Raw genomic sequence first — 17,183 nt, 5'->3', positions numbered from 1 at the left:
GTGAGCTCGCGCGACGACCACCACGTCTACCGCGTCGACCTGCGCACCGGGGATCGACACGACCTCGGCGCCGTGCCGGGGGCGGTCTCCAACGTCGCCGAGGGTGGCGAGGCCGGACTGCTCGGCCTCGCGCTCTCCCCGGCGTACCCCTCCGACCACCGGGTCTACGCCTACTGGTCGACCGCCAATGACAACCGGATCGGATGGTTCCGGTTGCGTCACCGCCACCTCGGCCGGCCGCACGTGATCGTCACCGGCATCCCGCTCGGGGTGCATCACGACGGCGGTCGGCTGGCGTTCGGTCCCGACGGCATGCTCTACGCCGGCACCGGGGAGTCCGGACGTCCGGAGCTGTCTCAGAACAAGCACTCGCTGGGCGGCAAGATCCTGCGGATGACACCGACGGGCCGGCCGGCCCCGGGCAATCCGTTCGGGACGCTGGTCTACAGCTACGGGCACCGCAACGTGCAGGGGCTGGCGTTCGACCCGCACGGCCGGCTGTGGGCCTCGGAGTTCGGCGACCACACCGCCGACGAGCTCAACCTGATCAAGCCGGGGCGTGACTACGGCTGGCCGGCCACCCAGGGCAAGACCAGCGATCCGAAGTACGCCAGTCCGGTCGCGCAGTGGGGGACCGAGGAAGACTCCCCGAGCGGCATCGCCTACGCCGCCAGGAGCATCTGGATGGCGGCCCTGGCCGGCCAGCGGCTGTGGCGGATCCCGCTGCACGGCGCCAAGGCGGGCACCCCGCAGGACTTCCTGACCGGTCGCTACGGGCGGCTGCGCAGCGTGCTCGCCCTGAACGACCACACCCTGCTGGTCACCGCCAGCAACCGCGACGGTCGGGCCACCCCACACCCGGGTGACGACCGGATCCTGGAGCTCAAGGTCGGCTGAGCGGCATGCCCGGGGTGCGACGCCGGGGGCCGACCGGGCAGAATCACCGGCGTGACCCAGGGGATCGCCGCACGGCTGGCCGGACGACATGTGCTCCTGACCGGAGTGACCGGCTTCGTCGGGGAGGCACTGCTGCACCTGCTGCTGACCGAGGTGCCCGACGTCCGGCTCTCGGTGCTGGTGCGGCCCAAGGGCTCCACGCCCGGCACGGCTCGGGTCGGCAAGCTGCTCGGCAAGCCGATCTTCGCCGAGGTGGTCGAGGCCGCCGGTGGCGCCGACGCGCTGATGGCCGCCCGGATCAACGTCGTCGAGGGCGACCTGGCCGCACCGCCGGCGCTGCCCAGGGACCTGGACGCAGTGGTGCACTGCGCGGGCGACGTCTCCTTCGACCCGCCGGTCGACGACGCGTTCCGCACCAACGTCGTCGGCGTACGCGAGCTGCTCGCCCGGGTCGAGGAGGCCAACCCGGAGGCGCACTACCTGCACGTCTCCACCGCCTACGTCTCCGGCCGCCGCCGCGGCCACATCCCCGAGGGGCCGCTGGACCACGGCGTCGACCTCGAGGCCGAGCTGGCCTGGGGCCTGTCCCAGCGCGCCGAGATCGAGGCACGCTCGCGCACCGCCGACGTCCTGGAGCGGCTGCGCAGGAAGGCCGAGCGCGAGCACGGCCGCGCCGGGCTGCTGACAGCCGCAGCGTCAGCCGAGGACGAGCGGAAGCGCTGGGTCCGCAAGGAGCTGGTCCGAGTCGGCACCGAGCGCGCCCGCAGCCTGGGCTGGACCGACTGCTACACGTTCACCAAGGCGCTGGGCGAGCGCGTGGTGGAGGAGTACGCCGCCCGCGGTCGCACCGTCACGATCTACCGACCCAGCATCATCGAGTCGGCCCTAGAGCGGCCCTACCCGGGCTGGATCGAGGGGTTCAAGATGGCCGAGCCGCTCATCCTGGCCTTCGGCCGCGGCGAGCTGCCGGTGTTCCCGGCCAACCCCGACACCGCGATCGACATCGTCCCGATCGACCACGTGGTCAGCTCCATCGTCGCGGCGTTGGCCTATCCGCCGGCACCGGCCGAGCCGGCGTACTTCCATCTCTCCTCGGGTCACCGCAACCCGATCACGTTCGGCATGCTGCTGGACTTCGTCCGCTCCTACTTCGAGAAGGAGCCGTTCGCGATGGGCGACCGGGGCGCGGTGCGGCTGCCGGAGCGGCCGTTCCCGGGGCCGGCCGCGGTCGAGCGGATGCTGTTGACCGGCGAGCGCGCGCACAAGGCCGCCGACTGGGTGATCGGCCACGCGCCGCGCGGCACCCGCACCCGGGCCTGGGCCAAGAAGCTCGACACCCAGGGGCGCCGGCTGCGGTTCCTGCGTCGCTACCTCTCGCTCTACGAGGAGTACGCCCAGGCCGACCTGCGCTTCGTCGACGAGCGGACGATGGCGCTGTTCGACGGCCTGACGCCCGAGGACCGCGAAACGTTCGCGTTCGACACCTCGGTGATCGACTGGCACCACTACATCCACGACACGCACATCCCGGCGGTGACCAAGCCGGTACGCGACCTGGACGAGCTTCGTCGCGCCCGCAAGCGGCCTGCCCCCGGAACGCTCAAGGAGCTCAAGGCGCCAGCCGAGGGCACGCGGGTCGCGGCGTTCTTCGACATGGACGGCACGCTGCTGTCCTCCAACGTCATCGAGACCTACCTGTGGCTGCGGCTGGGCGAGCTGCCCGCGAGCGGTCGGCTCGGCGAGCTGGGCCGGGTCGCCGGCAAGGTGCCGCGCTGGATCCAGGCCGACCGCAAGGAGCGCGGCGGCTTCCTTCGCTCGGTCTACCGCGAGTACGCCGGAGCCCGGCTGGCCGACCTGGAGGCCATCGCCGACGGCGACCTCGCCCAGCACGTGCTCGCCCGGCTCTCGCCCGACGCGGTCCGGCGTATCCGCGAGCACCGCGCCGCCGGGCACCTGACCGTGCTCGTGACCGGTGCGATCCGGCCGCTGACCAGGCCGCTGGCGCCGCTGTTCGACCACATCGAGGCCGCCGACCTGGCTGTCGACGAGTACGGCGTGTGCACCGGCCGGCTGGCGTCCTCGCCGCTGGTCGGCGAGGCCCGGGCGGCGTTCGTGCGGGCCTACGCCCGGGCACACGGCCTGGACCTGTCCGGCTGCTACGCCTACGCCGACTCCCACTCCGACCTGCCGCTGCTCGCAGCCGTCGGGCAGCCGGTCGCGGTGCGTCCCGATGTACCCCTGTTCCGGCACGCTCGCAAGGCACACTGGTCGATCGTGGAGTGGTCCTCGCCGTCGGTGTCCTCCCGCGTCCCGGGGGTGGTGGGCTGATGCTCGCGCTGGAGATGTTCCGCTCGGTCCCCAAGACCGTGCTCGGCAAGGCCGCCGGCGGCCGGGTGCCGATGCTGCTGACCGGCGTCGCGGCTCCGCTGCGGCTGGTCACGATCCCGCCGCCGAAGGTCGAGCGGCCCGGCTGGGTGCGACTTCGGGTGCTGCTCTCCGGCATCTGCGGCTCCGACCTCGGCATGCTCTCGGGCAAGACCTCGCTCTACTTCAGCGCGGTCGTCTCGCTGCCGTTCGTGCCCGGCCACGAGGTCGTCGCCGAGCTGCTCGAGGACTGCGACGACCTGCCGGCCGGCACCCGCGTCGTGGTCGACCCGGTGCTGACCTGCGCGGCCCGCGGCGTCGACCCGTGCCCGGCCTGCGAGCGCGGCGAGACCAACCGATGCTCCCGGATCACCGTCGGCGACATCTCGGCCGGACTGCAGACCGGCTTCTGCCACGACACCGGCGGCGGCTGGAGCCAGCAGCTGGTGGCACACCGCTCGCAGCTTCACCCCGTCCCCGACGGGTACGCCGACGAGCAGGCGCTGCTGATCGAGCCCGTCGCGTGTGCGGTGCACACCGCGCTGCGGGCCGGCGTGAGCGCCGGCGACCGGGTGCTGGTCAGTGGCGCCGGGGCGGTCGGCCTGCTGGCCACGCTGGCGCTGCGCGAGCTCACCGACGCCGGCGAGATCCTGGTGGTCGCCAAGCACGCCCGTCAGCGGGAGCTGGCCCTGGAGTTCGGCGCCACCGAGGTGGTGGCCCCCAAGGAGACGCTGCGCCGGATCCGCCGCGCGACCGGCGCCTTCCAGCTCGAGCCGGAGTTCTCCGCGCCGTACCTGCTCGGCGGGGTCGACGTCGCCATCGACGCGGTCGGGTCGAGCCAGTCACTGGAGACCTGCCTGCACGCCACTCGCGCCGGCGGCCGGGTGGTGCTCTCCGGTATGCCGGCCAAGGCCGACCTCTCCGCGGCCTGGTTCCGCGAGCTGGAGGTGGTCGGCACCTACGCCTCCGCGCACGGCGAGGAGGCGTTCGCCAAGGCCACCGGTCTGGTCGGCCACGATGCCGTGGCACGGTTGGCCAAGGGTGTGGCGACGTACCCGCTCCATCGCTGGCGGGAGGCGCTCGACCATGCGCACTCGGCCGGCCGTCTCGGCACCGTCAAGGTGGCATTCGATCCCAGGAGGAACCAATGAGTAGGCCAGGCTTCGTCCTCGAGGTCGATGACAGGACCCCGCCGCTGCTAGTGCACGAGGGGCTGGGATTCCGGCTCGAGGAGTTCCCGCTCGGAACCCGGGTGATCTACCCGCCCGAGCCGATCGCCTCCATCGCCGACGTGGACGGCGCCATCCGCGACGCGCTGCTCGACCCGGTCGACTCCGAGCCGTTGCCCGCGCTGCTGTTCCCCGGCATGCGGCTGACCATCGCGTTCGACGACATCTCACTGCCGCTGCCCACGATGAGGGCGCCCGACCTGCGCGGCCGGATCATCGAGCAGGTGCTCACCCTCGCCGCCGAGAAGGGCGTCGACGACGTCGAGCTGATCGCGGCCAACGCGCTGCACCGACGGATGAGCGCCGCCGAGATCAAGCACATCGTGGGAGAGCGGGTCTTCCGCAGCTTCTGGCCGCAGGGGGCGCTCTACAACCACGACGCGGAGGACCGCGACAACCTCGAGCACCTCGGTCTGACCGAGAAGGGCGAGGACGTCGAGATCAACAAGCGGGCGGCCACCTCCGACCTGCTGGTCTACGTCAACATCAACCTGGTCGCCATGGACGGCGGTCACAAGTCGGTCGGGATCGGGCTGGCGTCGTACAAGTCGCTCAAGCACCACCACAACGCCAAGACGATGGTCAACAGCCGCTCGTTCATGGACCACAAGCACTCCGAGATGCACTCCTCGGCGTGGCGGATGGGCCGGCTGATCAAGAAGCACGTCAAGGTCTTCCAGATCGAGACCACCGTCGACAACAACATCTTTCCCAAGCCCTACGACTTCTTGATGAAGCGCGAGTGGGAGTGGTCGATCAAGGACCAGGCCTCGGCGCTGGCGATGCGTCGCGGGCTGGCGATCGCGCCGCAGAAGCTGCGGCACAAGATGTTCCACGACCTGCGCTCGGTCTACGGGCTGACCGGGATCAACGCCGGCGAGGTGGAAGCGGTGCACGAGCGCACCATCCGCAAGGTGCACGAGCAGCAACGGGTCAAGATCGAGGGCCAGTCCGACGTGGTCGTGATGGGCGTGCCCTACCTCGGCCCCTACAACGTCAACTCGACGATGAACCCGATCCTGGCGGCGTGCATGGGCCTGGGCTACTACTTCAACTCCTATCTCGGCCAGCCGGTCGTGCGGCAGGGCGGCGTCGCGATCCTGTACCACCCGCTGGACGAGGGCTTCAACACGCTGACCCACCCGTCGTACGTCGACTTCTACGAGGAGGTGCTCGCGGAGTCGACGGATCCGGCGGTGGTGGGGGAGAAGTTCGAGCAGCAGTTCGCCACCGACCCGTGGTACGTGCACCTCTACCGCACCTCGCACGCCTACCACGGCGTCCACCCGTTCTACATGTGGTACTGGATCGCGCACGCGCTGGACCACCTGGGCGATGTGATCTGGGTGGGTGGTGACCGGCGGGCGGCCGCCCGGATGGGCTTCCGGTCGGCCTCGACGCTGCACGACGCCCTGGAGATGGCCTCCTCGACCGTCGGCGGCTCGCCGTCGATCACCTACCTGCACAACCCGCCGCACCTGCTGGCGGATGTCCGATGAGCTTCTGGCGCGACACCGTCGCCGACGTCAGGCAGGTCAAGCGGGGCTGGCGCTGGGGGCATCGCGCCCAGGTGCCGCGCTCGGCGGAGGAGTTCGTGCCGCCGGCGTCGTCTTCGATATACCCCAACGACTGGTCGCGGACGCCGTGGGCGGCGGCCGCCCGTGAGGTGGCGCAGAAGGTCGGCCTCGAGCCGGTCTTCCGCTCGCAGGTCCGCACCCAGGTCTCCGGCCTCTCGGTGCTCGACGGGCTGACCGGGCCGGTCATCTTCGTGGCCAACCACGCCTCCCACCTCGACACCCCGCTGGTCCTGCTCTCACTGCCCGACGAGTGGCGGCGGCGTACCGCGGTGGCGGCCGCGGCCGACTACTTCTTCGACACCTGGTGGCGCGCGGTCGGCTCCTCGCTGCTGTTCAACACGCTGCCGATCGACCGCCGCGGTGGCACCCTGTCCGCCACGCCGGGAGAGGTGCTCGGCGACGGCTGGTCGCTATTGATCTTCCCGGAGGGCACCCGGTCGACCGACGGCTATCTGGGCAGCTTCCGGATGGGCGCGGCGTACCTGGCCGTCGAGCACGGCGTCCCGGTGGTGCCGATCGTGCACCGCGGGACGTTCGCGGCGATGCCGCGCGGGGTCTCCTGGCCCTCCCGTGGCCGGCGCCAGCTGACCATCCGGTTCGGCGAGCCACTGGTGCCGGGCGAGGGCGAGTCGGCCCGCGAGCTGGCGCCGCGGATCAAGCAGGCGGTGGCTCGGCTGCTCGACGAGGAGGAGACCGACTGGTACGCCTCGCTGCGTCGCTCCGCCGCCGGGCAGACCCCCGACCCGGCCGGGCCGGACATTGCCCAGTGGCGCCGGATCTGGACGTCCTCGCAGTCCCCCGCGGTCGGCCCGGACCGGCCGCGGGCGTGGGGCCGCTGACCGTCGCTAGGCCCAGCGCAGCAGCGCGGCGACCGGGGCTCCGCCGAGCGCGGCCGACGGCAACGGTACGACGGCCGCCTCGGTGAGCACCGCGCCCGCGATCAGCGCCTCGTCGGCGCGGACCGGGCCGACGATGTTCGCCGCCCCGAACGCCAGGCCCGGATGCTGGGCGGGGTCGAGCTCGTGCTCGCCCAGTCGTGCCGGGTCGAAGAGCAGCGTCTCCACCCGGCCCTGGACGAGCGCGTCGGCCACATCCCGGACGCCGGTGGCCACGCCCTCGCCGCGGCCGAGGCCGTCGCGTAGGCGCTCGGCGAGCGCCGTACGTCGACCCACCACGTCCTGGAAGAGCGCCTCCCGGATCGCCTGGTGCAGGGCGTCGTCACCGCCGTCGGCGTGCCGCTGACCGGTCGGCAGCGGGACCACCTCGGCCGGCAGCGCGTCCAGCTCGCGGCGCGCGATGCCACACGAGGCCGGATCGCCGGCGAGCAGGATCATGCTGGGACGGTGCTGGCGGACCAGCCGCTCGACCTCGGCCACGACCTCCTCGGCGTTGCGCCGCCAGGCGTTCTCGCTGGTGCGCTGCACCTCGATCGAGGCCCAGCCGCCGACCGGCACCTGGTGCACGTACTGCAGGTCGCCGCCGGCGGTGATCTCCTCGGTGGGCACGGGCACGTCGGAGTCCCACAGCGACACCTGGCCGCCGGTGTGGTCGACCAGGGCGAGCACGAAGCGGACGTCGGCGTCGCGGTGGGCGGCCCAGGCGGCCAGGTCGGGGAGCGGGTCCCACGAGGCCACCGGCTGCTCCTGCCGGGTGGTGGCGAGCTCGTCGTACACGATCTCGTCGGGGGTCCCGACGACCAGTCGCGAGACCGGCGCGGCTCGTCCGGGCTGCTCGTCGAGCCGCTGTTGCAGCCGCTCGACGACCTGGCTGGGGGCACCCTGGGCGGCCAGCTCGTGGCAGGCGTCGCGGACCCGCGTCTCGTGCTCGTGCCGCCCGGACTCGGTGTCCTGGCTGACGTCGACGAACACGGTGGCGTAGGGACCGGGCTTGGTCAGAACGGGGGCAAGCGTCGCGGTGTCCATGGCCTCTCCGGTCCCCGATCGGCCGGGGCCGGAAACGCCCGCGGTCGCGCCGGTTCGCCGCCGACGGGCGCTGCGTCGGTCGGCGTCGCTAGCCTGAGCCGCATGCCTACCCTCGGCCCTACCCTCGGCGAGGTCGTCGACCTCCTGCACCGCTGGTATCCGCCCGCCACCGCGGCGTCTTGGGACGCCGTCGGACTGGTGTACGGCGATCCGGCCGCGCCCTGCGCGAAGGTGCTCCTCGCCGTCGACCCGGTGCTGCCGGTCGCCCGGGAGGCGGCCGCGTGGGGCGCCGACCTGGTGATCACCCACCACCCGCTGTTCCTCAAGCCGGTGCACGGCTTCGCGCCGACCACGCCGAAGGGCCGCACCCTGTGGACGCTCGCCCAGGCCGGCTGCGGGCTGCTGGCCGCGCACACCAACGCCGACCAGGCGCTCGGCGGGGTGAGCGAGGCGATGGCGCTGGCGCTCGGGCTGACCGACGTCGCGCCCCTGGAGCCTGCCTCGGGTGCCGCGCTCGACAAACTGACCACCTACGTCCCTGCCGCCGACGCACCGCGACTGCGCGAGGCACTGGCCGAGGCCGGTGCCGGCCGGATCGGCGACTACGACAGCGCCTCGTTCTCCAGCCCGGGTGAGGGCCGGTTCCGACCGCTGCCGGGCGCCCGACCGCATGTCGGCTCCGTCGGCGCCCTGGAGGTCGTAGACGAGGTCCGGATCGAGGTGGTGCTGCCACGCGAGCGCCGGCGACCGGTGGTGACGGCGCTGCTGGCGGCGCATCCCTACGAGGAGCCGGCGTACGACGTGGTCGAGCTGGCGCCGGCCGGGCCGGCCGAAGTCGGCTTCGGCCGGATCGGCACGCTGCCCGCGCCGCTGACGCTGCGCGACTTCGCCGCCCACGTGGCCGCCGCGCTGCCGACCACCGTCGCAGGCGTCAGGGCCGGCGGCAACCCCGACCGGCCGATCCGCCGAGTGGCGCTGTGCGGCGGCGCCGGCGACTCGCTCCTCGATCTGGTCCGGCGCAGCGATGCCGACGTCTACGTCACCAGCGACCTGCGCCACCACCTGACCAGCGAGTTCCTGGAGCACGAGGGCGCGGCGATCGTCGACGTACCGCACTGGGCGGCGGAGTGGACCTGGCTCCCGACGGTGGCCGCGCGGCTGGCGCAGGAGCTGGGCGATACGGTGGAGGCCCGCATCTCGCAGATCGTCACCGATCCCTGGACGCTGCGGTTCTAGACACCCCGACGAGGAGCACCGGTGAAGGCCGACCCGTTCGCCCAGCTGAAGCTGCTGGACATCGCCGAGATCGACGCACGGCTGCTGCAGCTGCGCCACCAGCTCGCCACCCTGCCGGAGACCAAGCAGATCCGCGACCTGCAGGCCGAGCGCAAGCTGGTTGACGACGCCGCGATCGACGCCCGGGTGCGGCGTGACGATCTGGCTGCCGCCCAGGCCAAGGCGGAGAAGGACGTCGAGGCCGTTCGCACCCGGCGGGTCCGTGAGCAGCAGCGCATCGACGCCGGCCAGGTCACCAATCCCAAGGACCTGGAGCGGCTCCAGGCCGAGCTGGCCAACATCGACCGACGCATCCTTGTCCTCGAGGACGAGGAGCTGGAGGTGATGGAGCAGCTCGAGACGGCGAGCGCCGAGGCGGCCGAGTTCGACGCCAAGATCGCCGCCATCGACGAGCAGATCGCGACCCTGACCCAGCAGCGGGCTGAACGTGCCGCCGGCATCGAGAAGGAGCTGGCCGAGGTCACCGCCGAGCGCGGTCCCGCCACCGAGGGCATGCCGGCGGACCTGATGGCGCTCTACGACCGGCTGCGCGAACAGCACGGCATCGGTGCCGGCGAGCTGCGCGCCCGTCAGTGCGGCGGTTGCCGGCTGACCGTCGAGCCGGCGGAGCTGGCTCGGATTCGGGCCGCGCAGAGCAACGAGGTCATCCGCCATGAGGAGTGCGGCGTGATCCTGGTCCGCACTGCCGAGTCGGGGCTGTGAGCGACCGAGTCGCCAAGGTCGTCGCCAAGGTCGTCATCGAGGCGGACGGCGGCTCGCGGGGCAACCCCGGGCCGGCGGCGTACGGCGCGGTGCTGCGCGACGCCGCCACCGGGGAGGTGCTTGCCGAGGACGGCACCGCCATCGGCGTGGCGACCAACAACGTGGCCGAGTACCGCGGCCTGATCGCGGGCCTGACCCTCGCCGCCGAGCTCGCGCCCGAGGCCGAGGTCGAGGTCCGGATGGACTCCAAGCTGGTCGTGGAGCAGATGAGCGGCCGGTGGAGGATCAAGCACCCCGACATGGTGCCGCTGGCCCAGGAGGCTGCTCGGCTCGCGCCGGCCGGAACGGCGTACACCTGGATCCCGCGGGGGCAGAACGGGCACGCCGATCGGCTGGTCAACGAGGCCCTCGACGGGCTGCGCAGCGGTGTCACGGTAGCGGGGGAGAGCGACGAGAGTCTGCTTGCCGAGGTCGAGTCGGCGCGCACCGAGGTGCCCGCCCGCGGGTGGGCGAAGCCGGGCGGCCCACCGACCACGCTGATCCTGCTGCGCCACGGCGTCACCCCGCACACCCTGGAGAAGCGGTTCTCGGGCGGGCTGGCGTCGGCCAATCCGCCGCTGTCCGACGACGGCCGCGCCCAGATCCGGGCGGCCGCGGAGTGGCTGGCGCCGATCGCGGACCGAATCGCGGCGGTGGTCACCTCGCCGGTGCGGCGCACGGTGGAGTCGGCGGAGATCGCCGCCGCCGTACTCGGCAAGGAGATCGCCGAGGAGCCCGGCTTCGCGGAGATGGAGTTCGGGGCGTGGGACGGCCTGACCTTCGCCGAGGTCGGCGAGCGGTTCCCGGGCGAACTGGAGCGCTGGCTCGGCTCCTTGGATCACGCGCCGGGGGGTGGCGAGTCGTTCCGTACCGTCCAGGAGCGGGTGTACGCCGGCCTCGACCGGCTGCTGGACCGCTTCCACGGCCGGACCGTGCTCGTGGTCAGTCACGTGACGCCCATCAAGACCCTGGTCGCCCGAGCGCTCGACGCCGACCTGGCCGCCGTCTTCCGGATGGAGCTCGCCCCGGCGTCGGTCAGCGTGGTGAGCTTCTACGACGACGGCGACGACGGTGCCGCCCGCGGCTCCCTGCGGCTCTACAACGCCCTGCCACCCGCCCGGGACCCGTTCGACTCCAGCGCCTGGTGATCTGGCTCCTGGCAGGCCAGGATCGCGTTGTCGGCGGAGTAGTGGCGGAGTAGTGGCGGGGTGGTGGCGGGGTAATGGCGGGGTAGTTCGGGGAGAACCGGTCGGTTACTGGCCAGTAGAGCGACCGTTTCTCCCCGAACTACCCCTGACGCCCAGCACGCCTCACAGCTCGCCGACCACCACGTCGAGCCGGGTGCCGGACGTGGTGGGAGCGCCGAGCTCCACGGCCCAGCCGAGGTCGCGGAGGACGTCGGCCAGTTTCGTCGGAGTCCGGGGCGCGGCGCCGGCCTCCAGGAGCGCCCGCACGATCCGGCCCTTGGTGGCCTTGTTGAAGTGGCTGACCACCTTGCGTACGCCGCCGACCTCGTGCAGCACCCGCACCGTGGCGGTCCGTGCGGCCACCTCGTCGGGTCGCCAGAACGACGCATAGGTGCCGCTGCGCAGATCGACCAGCAACCCGCCGCCCAACGCCTCCAGTGCGGCCGGGCCGAGGTGGCGCCGCCAGTGCGCCTGGACGCCGCCGAGGCCGGGCAGGGTGGTGTCGCCGGAGAGGCGGTACGCCGGGATCCGGTCGCCGAACCCGACCAGACCGAAGACCGAGGACGTCACCATCACCCGGGAGGCCGCCCGGCGCTTGGCGGCGGTCGACAGCGACCCCGCGTCCAGGGCGTCGTACAGGACGCCGGTGTAGATCGCGTCGGCCCGCGCCGTCGGCGCGGCCAGCAGGCTGGCGTTGCGGGTGACCAGCTCCGGCTGCGTCTTCGGTACGCCGAGCACCTCGGCCGCGACCGCCTCGTCGCCGCGGCAGAGCGCGACCAACGACTCGATGACCGCCTCCCGAGCGGGGTTCAGCGACGGCAGTGAGAGACGGTCCAGCGCCAGCGGCGCCCCGCGACGCGGTGCGGTCTTCCCCTCGGACGGCGGCAACAGGATCAGCACGAGCGGCTATCTTTCCAACGTGCCCAGCAACCGAGTGATCCGGGTCGCCCAGGCCGACGACGGCGTCGCCGCGCAGACCCTCCGTGCCGGCATCGCCCAGATCCAGCGGGATCTGGGGGTCAGTCCCGACTTCCCGCCGGAGGTGGAGGCGGCTGCGGCGGCCGCCGCACAGCGGCCTCGGCTGCCCGATCTGGACCGCACGGACCTGCCGTTCGTGACGATCGACCCGCCCACGTCGATGGACCTCGACCAGGCCATGCACCTGGCCCGCAACGGCGACGGCTACACGGTGCACTACGCGATCGCCGACCTTGCCGCCTTCATCACGCCCGGCGACGCGATCGACGTCGAGGCGCACCGGCGCGGCGAGTCGCTCTACGGCGCCGACTCGTTGATCCCCCTCCACCCCGCGGTGCTCTCCGAGGGTGCCGCCAGCCTGCTCCCGGGCGAGATCCGGCCGGCGCTGCTGTGGACCATCGAGCTCGACGAGACCGGCGAGGCCATCTCCACCCACGTCGAGCGCGCCCGGGTGCGCAGCACCGCCAAGCTTGACTACGCCGGAGTGCAGCAGCAGCTCGACGCCGGCACCGCCCCCGAGATGCTCCAGCTGCTCCGCGAGATCGGGCGGTTGCGCCAGCAGGTCGAGGCCAAGCGCGGCGGCGTCAACCTGACCCTGCCCGACCAGGAGATCGAGGTCACCGGCGACGAGTGGCGGCTGGCCTACCGCAGCCAGCTTCCGGTGGAGGAGTGGAACGCCCAGATCTCGCTGCTCACCGGCTTCGGCGCCGCCGACCTGATGGTCTACGCCCGAGTCGGGATCCTGCGTACGCTACCGCCGCCGGACCCGCGCGACGTGCAGCACCTGCACCGAACCGCCCGCGCGCTCGGCATCGACTGGCCCGCCGAGATGCTCTATCCGGACTTCATCCGCACCCTGGACCCCACCGACCCGAGGCACGCCGCGATGACCGTGGCGTGCACCCGGCTGCTGCGCGGCAGCGGGTACGCCGCCTTCGACGGCGAACTGCCGGCGCTGACCGAGCATGCCGCACTCGCGTCGGAGTACGCCCACGTCACGGCACCGTTGCGCCGCCTGGTCGACAGGTACGCCGCCGAGGTGTGCGTGGCGCTATGCGCGGACCAGCCGGTGCCGGACTGGGTCCACCAGGCCCTGGCGACACTCCCGGAGGAGATGCGGGCCAGCGGGCACCGCTCGTCGTCGTACGAGCATGCCGTGGTGGACCTGGTGGAGGCGGGCGTGCTCGCCAAACGAGTGGGTCAGACGTTCCAGGGCGTCATCGTCGAGGTCGACGAGAAGACCGGCACCCGCGGCAGCGTCACCATCCAGGACCCGGCCGTGGAGGCGCCGGTCGTCGGCGCCCAGCCGTTGCCGCTGGGCACCGACGTGACGGTCACGCTGGCCAGCGCCGACGTCGCCACTCGTACGGTGGCCTTCGAGCTGGGCTGAGGCCGCCCCGGCCGGCGGGCTGGCGCGGGGTGGCGCGGGTCAGAACTCCTCGTCGAAGTCGACGGTGCCGGTCACGCCGACCTGGTACGCCGACACGCGCCGCTCGAAGAAGTTCGACAGCTCCTGGACGTCCTGCAGCTCCATGAACGTCAGCGGGTTGGCCGCGCCGTAGATCGGTGGCAGGTCGAGGCGCTCCATGCGGCGGTCGGCGACGTACTCCAGGTAGGAGCGCATGTCGGCGGTCGACAGGCCGGCGACCCCCTGGCCGAGCAGGTCCTCGGCGAACTGCGCCTCGGCGTCCACACCCTCCATCAGCATCTCGCGCACCCGGGCGGCCAGGTCGTCGTCCCACAGCTCCGGCTCCTCGGCCCGGGCCGTGTCGACCACGTCGAAGGCGAAGGCCATGTGCATCGACTCGTCCCGGAAGACCCAGTTGGTGCCCGAGGCCAGGCCGTTCAGCAGCCCGCGCGAGCGCAGGAAGTAGACGTAGGCGAAGGCGCCGTAGAAGAACAGCCCCTCGATCACCGCTGCGAAGCAGATCAGGTTGAGCAGGAACGCCTTGCGGTCCTCCCGCGTCTCCAGCCGGCGTACCTCGAAGAGCGAGTCGATCCACCTGAAGCAGAAGTCGGCCTTGGCCTTGATCGAGGGGATGTTGTCGACGGCCGCGAACGCCTCGAAGCGCTCCTGCTCGTCGGGCACGTAGGTGTCGAGCAGGTTCAGGTAGAACTGGACGTGCACCGCCTCCTCGAACAGCTGCCGCGAGAGGTAGAGCCGGCCCTCGGGGGAGTTGACGTGCTGGTAGAGGTTGAGCACCAGGTTGTTGGCCACGATGGTGTCGCCGGTGGCGAAGAACGCGACCAGCCGCGAGATGAGGTGCCGCTCGGCCGGCGTCATCCGGGCGAGGTCCTTCAGGTCGGAGTGGAGGTCGATCTCCTCGACGTGCCAGGTGTTCTTGATGGCGTCCTTGAACCTGTCGAAGAAGTGTGGGTAGCGCATCGGGCGCAGGGTCAGGTCCAGGCCCGGGTCGAGCAGCATCTGGCGGGTGGTGGTCGTGGTGGTCACTGGCAGGCCTCGCATGCCTCGGGGTTCTCGAGGGAGCAGGCGACTGCCCCCTCGTCGGTGGCGGTGGTGGGCACCGTGACGGTGCTCGTGATGGTGGCGGTGCTGCCGCCGGTGACGGTCGCCTGCTGGATCCGGGTGGCCGGACGGGAGCGCAGGTAGTAGGTCGTCTTCAGCCCGGCCTTCCAGGCGTAGAGGTACATCGAGGAGAGCTTGCCGATGGTCGGGCCGGCCAGGAACAGGTTGAGCGACTGGCTCTGGTCGATGTACGGCGAGCGCGCCGCGGCCAGGTCGATCAGCGCCCGCTGCGGCAGCTCCCAGGCGGTCCGGTACAGCTCGCGCAGGTCGGCCGGGATCGCGGTGATGCCTTGGATGGAGCCCTCGGCCCGCTTGATCTGCTCGCGGACCTCCGGTGTCCACAGCCCACGCGCCTTGAGCTCGCGCACCAGCGCCGAGTTGATCTGCAGGAACTCGCCCGAGAGCGTCTCGCGCTTGAACAGGTTGGAGACCTGCGGCTCGATGCACTCGTAGCAGCCGGCGATGCTGGCGATCGTCGCCGTCGGGGCGATCGCGATCAGCAGCGAGTTGCGCAGGCCGGCCGCGGCGACCCGGCGCCGCAGTGCCTCCCAGCGCTCGGCCTGGGTCGGCGTGACGCCCCACAGGTCGGGCTGGAGCCGGCCGCGGGCGGCGCGCGTGTCGTCGTACGCCGGATGTGCACCGTGCTGCTCGGCCAGGTCGGCCGAGACCTCCAGCGCGGTCAGGTAGACCTCCTCCTGGATACGGGTGGAGAGCTCCAGCGCGTCGGCGGAGTCGAACGGCAGGCCGAGGGCGAAGAAGACGTCCTGCAGGCCCATCAGGCCCAGCCCGACCGGCCGCCAACGCGGGTTGGAGCGCGCCGACTCCTCGCTCGGGTAGAAGTTGATGTCGATCACCCGATCGAGCAGGGGTACGGCGGTGCGCACGGTGCCGCGCAGCTTCTCCCAGTCGATGCCCTGCGGGGTGACGTGCTGCGCGAGGTTGACCGAGCCGAGGTTGCACACCGCCGTCTCGGCGTCGGAGGAGACCTCGATGATCTCCGTGCACAGGTTGGACAGGTGCACGACCGGGCCGCCGGGGACGTCGGAGGTCTGGTTGCAGGTGCGGTTGGCGGCGTCCTTGAACGTCATCCAGCCGTTGCCGGTCTGGGCCAGCGTACGCATCATCCGGGCATAGAGGTCGCGGGCCTTGACGGTGCGCACGGCCCGGCCCTCCGCCTCCAGCTCGCGGTAGCGCGCCGCGAACGCCGTCCCCCACAGGTCGACCAGCTCGGGCGCCTGGTCGGGGTCGATGAGCGACCAGTCCTCGTCGGCCTCCACCCGGCGCATGAACTCGTCGGGGATCCAGGTGGCCAGGTTGAGGTTGTGGGTACGGCGGGCGTCCTCGCCGGTGTTGTCCCGCAGCTCGAGGAACTCCTCGATGTCGGGGTGCCATGGCTCCAGGTAGACGCAGGCGGCGCCCTTGCGCCGGCCGCCCTGGTTGACCGCCGACACGCTGGCGTCGAGGGTGCGCAGGAACGGCACGATGCCGTTGGACTGGCCGTTGGTGCCGCGGATCAGCGCGCCGCGGGAGCGCACCCGGGAGAACCCGATCCCGATCCCACCGGCGAACTTCGACAGCTTCGCCACCTGGGCGTAGCGACCGTAGATCGAGTCCAGCTCGTCGCGCGGGCTGTCGACCAGGTAGCAGGAGGACATCTGGCTGTGCCGGGTGCCGGAGTTGAACAGCGTCGGGCTGGAGGGCAGGTAGGCGAGCGAGGACATCAGCCGGTAGAAGTCGATCGCCTCGGCCGGGCTCTGGGCCAGGCCGCAGGCCACCCGGAGCAGGAAGTACTGCGGCGTCTCGATCACCAGCCGGCTGCTGGGGTGGCGCAGCAGGTAGCGGTCGTAGACGGTGCGCAGCCCGAAGTACTCGAACCGGTTGTCGGCCTCGACGTCGACGGCGAAGTCGAGCTTGCGGGCGTTGTCCTTGACGAAGCGCGCCGTCTCCTCGCCGATCAGGCCCTCGGCGTGGCCCAGGCTGATCGACTGGCTGAAGGAGGCGACGCCCTGGTTGCGGACCTCCTTGTCGATGTAGCCGGCCAGCAGCCGCGCGCCGAGCTTGGAGTACGCCGGCTCCTCGCCGATCATCTCCGCCGCGGTCTGGATCGACAGCCGGTCCAGCTCGGCGGTGGTGGCGCCGTCGTACAGGCCGCTGATGGTGCGGGTGGCCACCCGCATCGGGTCGACATCGGGCAGGTCGCCGCTGACGCGGTCGACCGCCCGGACGATCTTGGTGACGTCGACAGGCTCGCTGTCGCCGTTGCGCTTGCGCACCGTCATGGTGGTGCGGACAACAGATTCGGTGACCGTCACTTCTCTCTCCTCGCGAGAACCGGGACGGTCCGGGGCCGCGGGAAGGGCGACGGTGGCGAGTGGCGGCGACCTCGTCGAGGACGGGATCGCGACCCAGCCGTCGGCCTTCCCACGAGGCCTCGGACCACCACGCCCGGCGGGCGTGGTGCGCTG

13 protein-coding genes are annotated in these 17,183 nt (G+C 71.9%); 9 read left to right on the top strand and 4 right to left on the bottom strand.

The window, feature by feature from the left end:
* The 5 genes from VHA72_RS00955 to VHA72_RS00935 all read left to right on the top strand — a co-directional run.
* Window positions 1-897, top strand: an 897-nt coding sequence (locus tag VHA72_RS00955) for a PQQ-dependent sugar dehydrogenase (RefSeq protein WP_325572570.1), incomplete at its 5' end; no start/stop codon positions are given.
* 51 nt (window positions 898-948) lie between these two features.
* Entirely contained in the window at window positions 949-3,225 is a 2,277-nt protein-coding gene (locus tag VHA72_RS00950; protein WP_325572569.1) for an HAD-IB family hydrolase, read from the top strand.
* On the top strand, window positions 3,225-4,412 hold the full coding sequence (locus VHA72_RS00945) for a zinc-dependent alcohol dehydrogenase (protein WP_325572568.1): 1,188 nt from the start codon (window positions 3,225-3,227) through the stop codon (window positions 4,410-4,412). The genes VHA72_RS00950 and VHA72_RS00945 overlap by 1 nt, the downstream gene beginning before the upstream one ends.
* Window positions 4,409-5,989, top strand: a complete 1,581-nt coding sequence (larAH, locus tag VHA72_RS00940; protein ID WP_325572567.1) for an NPN-dependent hydroxyacid isomerase, LarAH14/15/16 family — start codon at window positions 4,409-4,411, stop codon at window positions 5,987-5,989. The genes VHA72_RS00945 and larAH overlap by 4 nt, the downstream gene beginning before the upstream one ends.
* Window positions 5,986-6,906: a lysophospholipid acyltransferase family protein gene (locus tag VHA72_RS00935; protein ID WP_325572566.1), complete on the top strand. Its 921-nt coding sequence runs from the start codon at window positions 5,986-5,988 to the stop codon at window positions 6,904-6,906. The genes larAH and VHA72_RS00935 overlap by 4 nt, the downstream gene beginning before the upstream one ends.
* 6 nt (window positions 6,907-6,912) lie before the next feature.
* Here the strand turns inward: VHA72_RS00935 and VHA72_RS00930 are convergent, their stop codons facing one another.
* Window positions 6,913-7,989 (bottom strand): baeRF2 domain-containing protein, encoded by a 1,077-nt coding sequence (locus tag VHA72_RS00930; protein ID WP_325572565.1) that lies wholly within the window; start codon window positions 7,987-7,989, stop codon window positions 6,913-6,915.
* Window positions 7,990-8,091: 102 nt separating this feature from the next.
* Here VHA72_RS00930 and VHA72_RS00925 point away from each other — a divergent pair, with 102 nt between their 5' ends.
* The 3 genes from VHA72_RS00925 to VHA72_RS00915 are packed head-to-tail and all read left to right on the top strand — an operon-like array spanning window position 8,092 to window position 11,174.
* The gene (locus VHA72_RS00925; protein WP_325572564.1) at window positions 8,092-9,225 is read left to right on the top strand and encodes a Nif3-like dinuclear metal center hexameric protein; all 1,134 of its coding nucleotides are present in this window, start codon (window positions 8,092-8,094) and stop codon (window positions 9,223-9,225) included.
* Window positions 9,226-9,246: 21 nt separating this feature from the next.
* Window positions 9,247-9,987 carry a zinc ribbon domain-containing protein gene (locus tag VHA72_RS00920; protein WP_325572563.1) on the top strand — a complete coding sequence of 247 codons (741 nt, stop codon included), beginning with the start codon at window positions 9,247-9,249 and terminating at the stop codon, window positions 9,985-9,987.
* The gene (locus VHA72_RS00915; RefSeq protein WP_325572562.1) at window positions 9,984-11,174 is read left to right on the top strand and encodes a bifunctional RNase H/acid phosphatase; all 1,191 of its coding nucleotides are present in this window, start codon (window positions 9,984-9,986) and stop codon (window positions 11,172-11,174) included. The genes VHA72_RS00920 and VHA72_RS00915 overlap by 4 nt, the downstream gene beginning before the upstream one ends.
* 162 nt (window positions 11,175-11,336) lie before the next feature.
* Here VHA72_RS00915 and yaaA read toward each other — a convergent pair whose 3' ends face one another.
* Window positions 11,337-12,113 (bottom strand): peroxide stress protein YaaA, encoded by a 777-nt coding sequence (gene yaaA, locus VHA72_RS00910; protein ID WP_325572561.1) that lies wholly within the window; start codon window positions 12,111-12,113, stop codon window positions 11,337-11,339.
* Between the two features lie 19 nt (window positions 12,114-12,132).
* On the opposite strand from yaaA, the gene VHA72_RS00905 reads away from it, so the two are divergent.
* Window positions 12,133-13,581: an RNB domain-containing ribonuclease gene (locus VHA72_RS00905; RefSeq protein WP_325572560.1), complete on the top strand. Its 1,449-nt coding sequence runs from the start codon at window positions 12,133-12,135 to the stop codon at window positions 13,579-13,581.
* 39 nt (window positions 13,582-13,620) lie between these two features.
* Here VHA72_RS00905 and VHA72_RS00900 read toward each other — a convergent pair whose 3' ends face one another.
* Together VHA72_RS00900 and VHA72_RS00895 are read right to left on the bottom strand one after the other, a co-directional pair.
* The gene (locus VHA72_RS00900) at window positions 13,621-14,643 is read right to left on the bottom strand and encodes a ribonucleotide-diphosphate reductase subunit beta (RefSeq protein WP_325572559.1); all 1,023 of its coding nucleotides are present in this window, start codon (window positions 14,641-14,643) and stop codon (window positions 13,621-13,623) included.
* Window positions 14,640-17,030 carry a ribonucleoside-diphosphate reductase subunit alpha gene (locus VHA72_RS00895; protein WP_325572558.1) on the bottom strand — a complete coding sequence of 797 codons (2,391 nt, stop codon included), beginning with the start codon at window positions 17,028-17,030 and terminating at the stop codon, window positions 14,640-14,642. Before VHA72_RS00895 ends, VHA72_RS00900 begins: the two co-directional genes overlap by 4 nt.
* Window positions 17,031-17,183 lie beyond the last annotated feature (153 nt).

Source organism: Nocardioides sp., from assembly GCF_035547795.1.
Taxonomy (GTDB): Bacteria; Actinomycetota; Actinomycetes; order Propionibacteriales; family Nocardioidaceae; genus Nocardioides.
The sequence above is the reverse complement of the archived record's forward strand: the minus strand, read 5'-3'. Positions and strand labels throughout refer to the sequence as shown.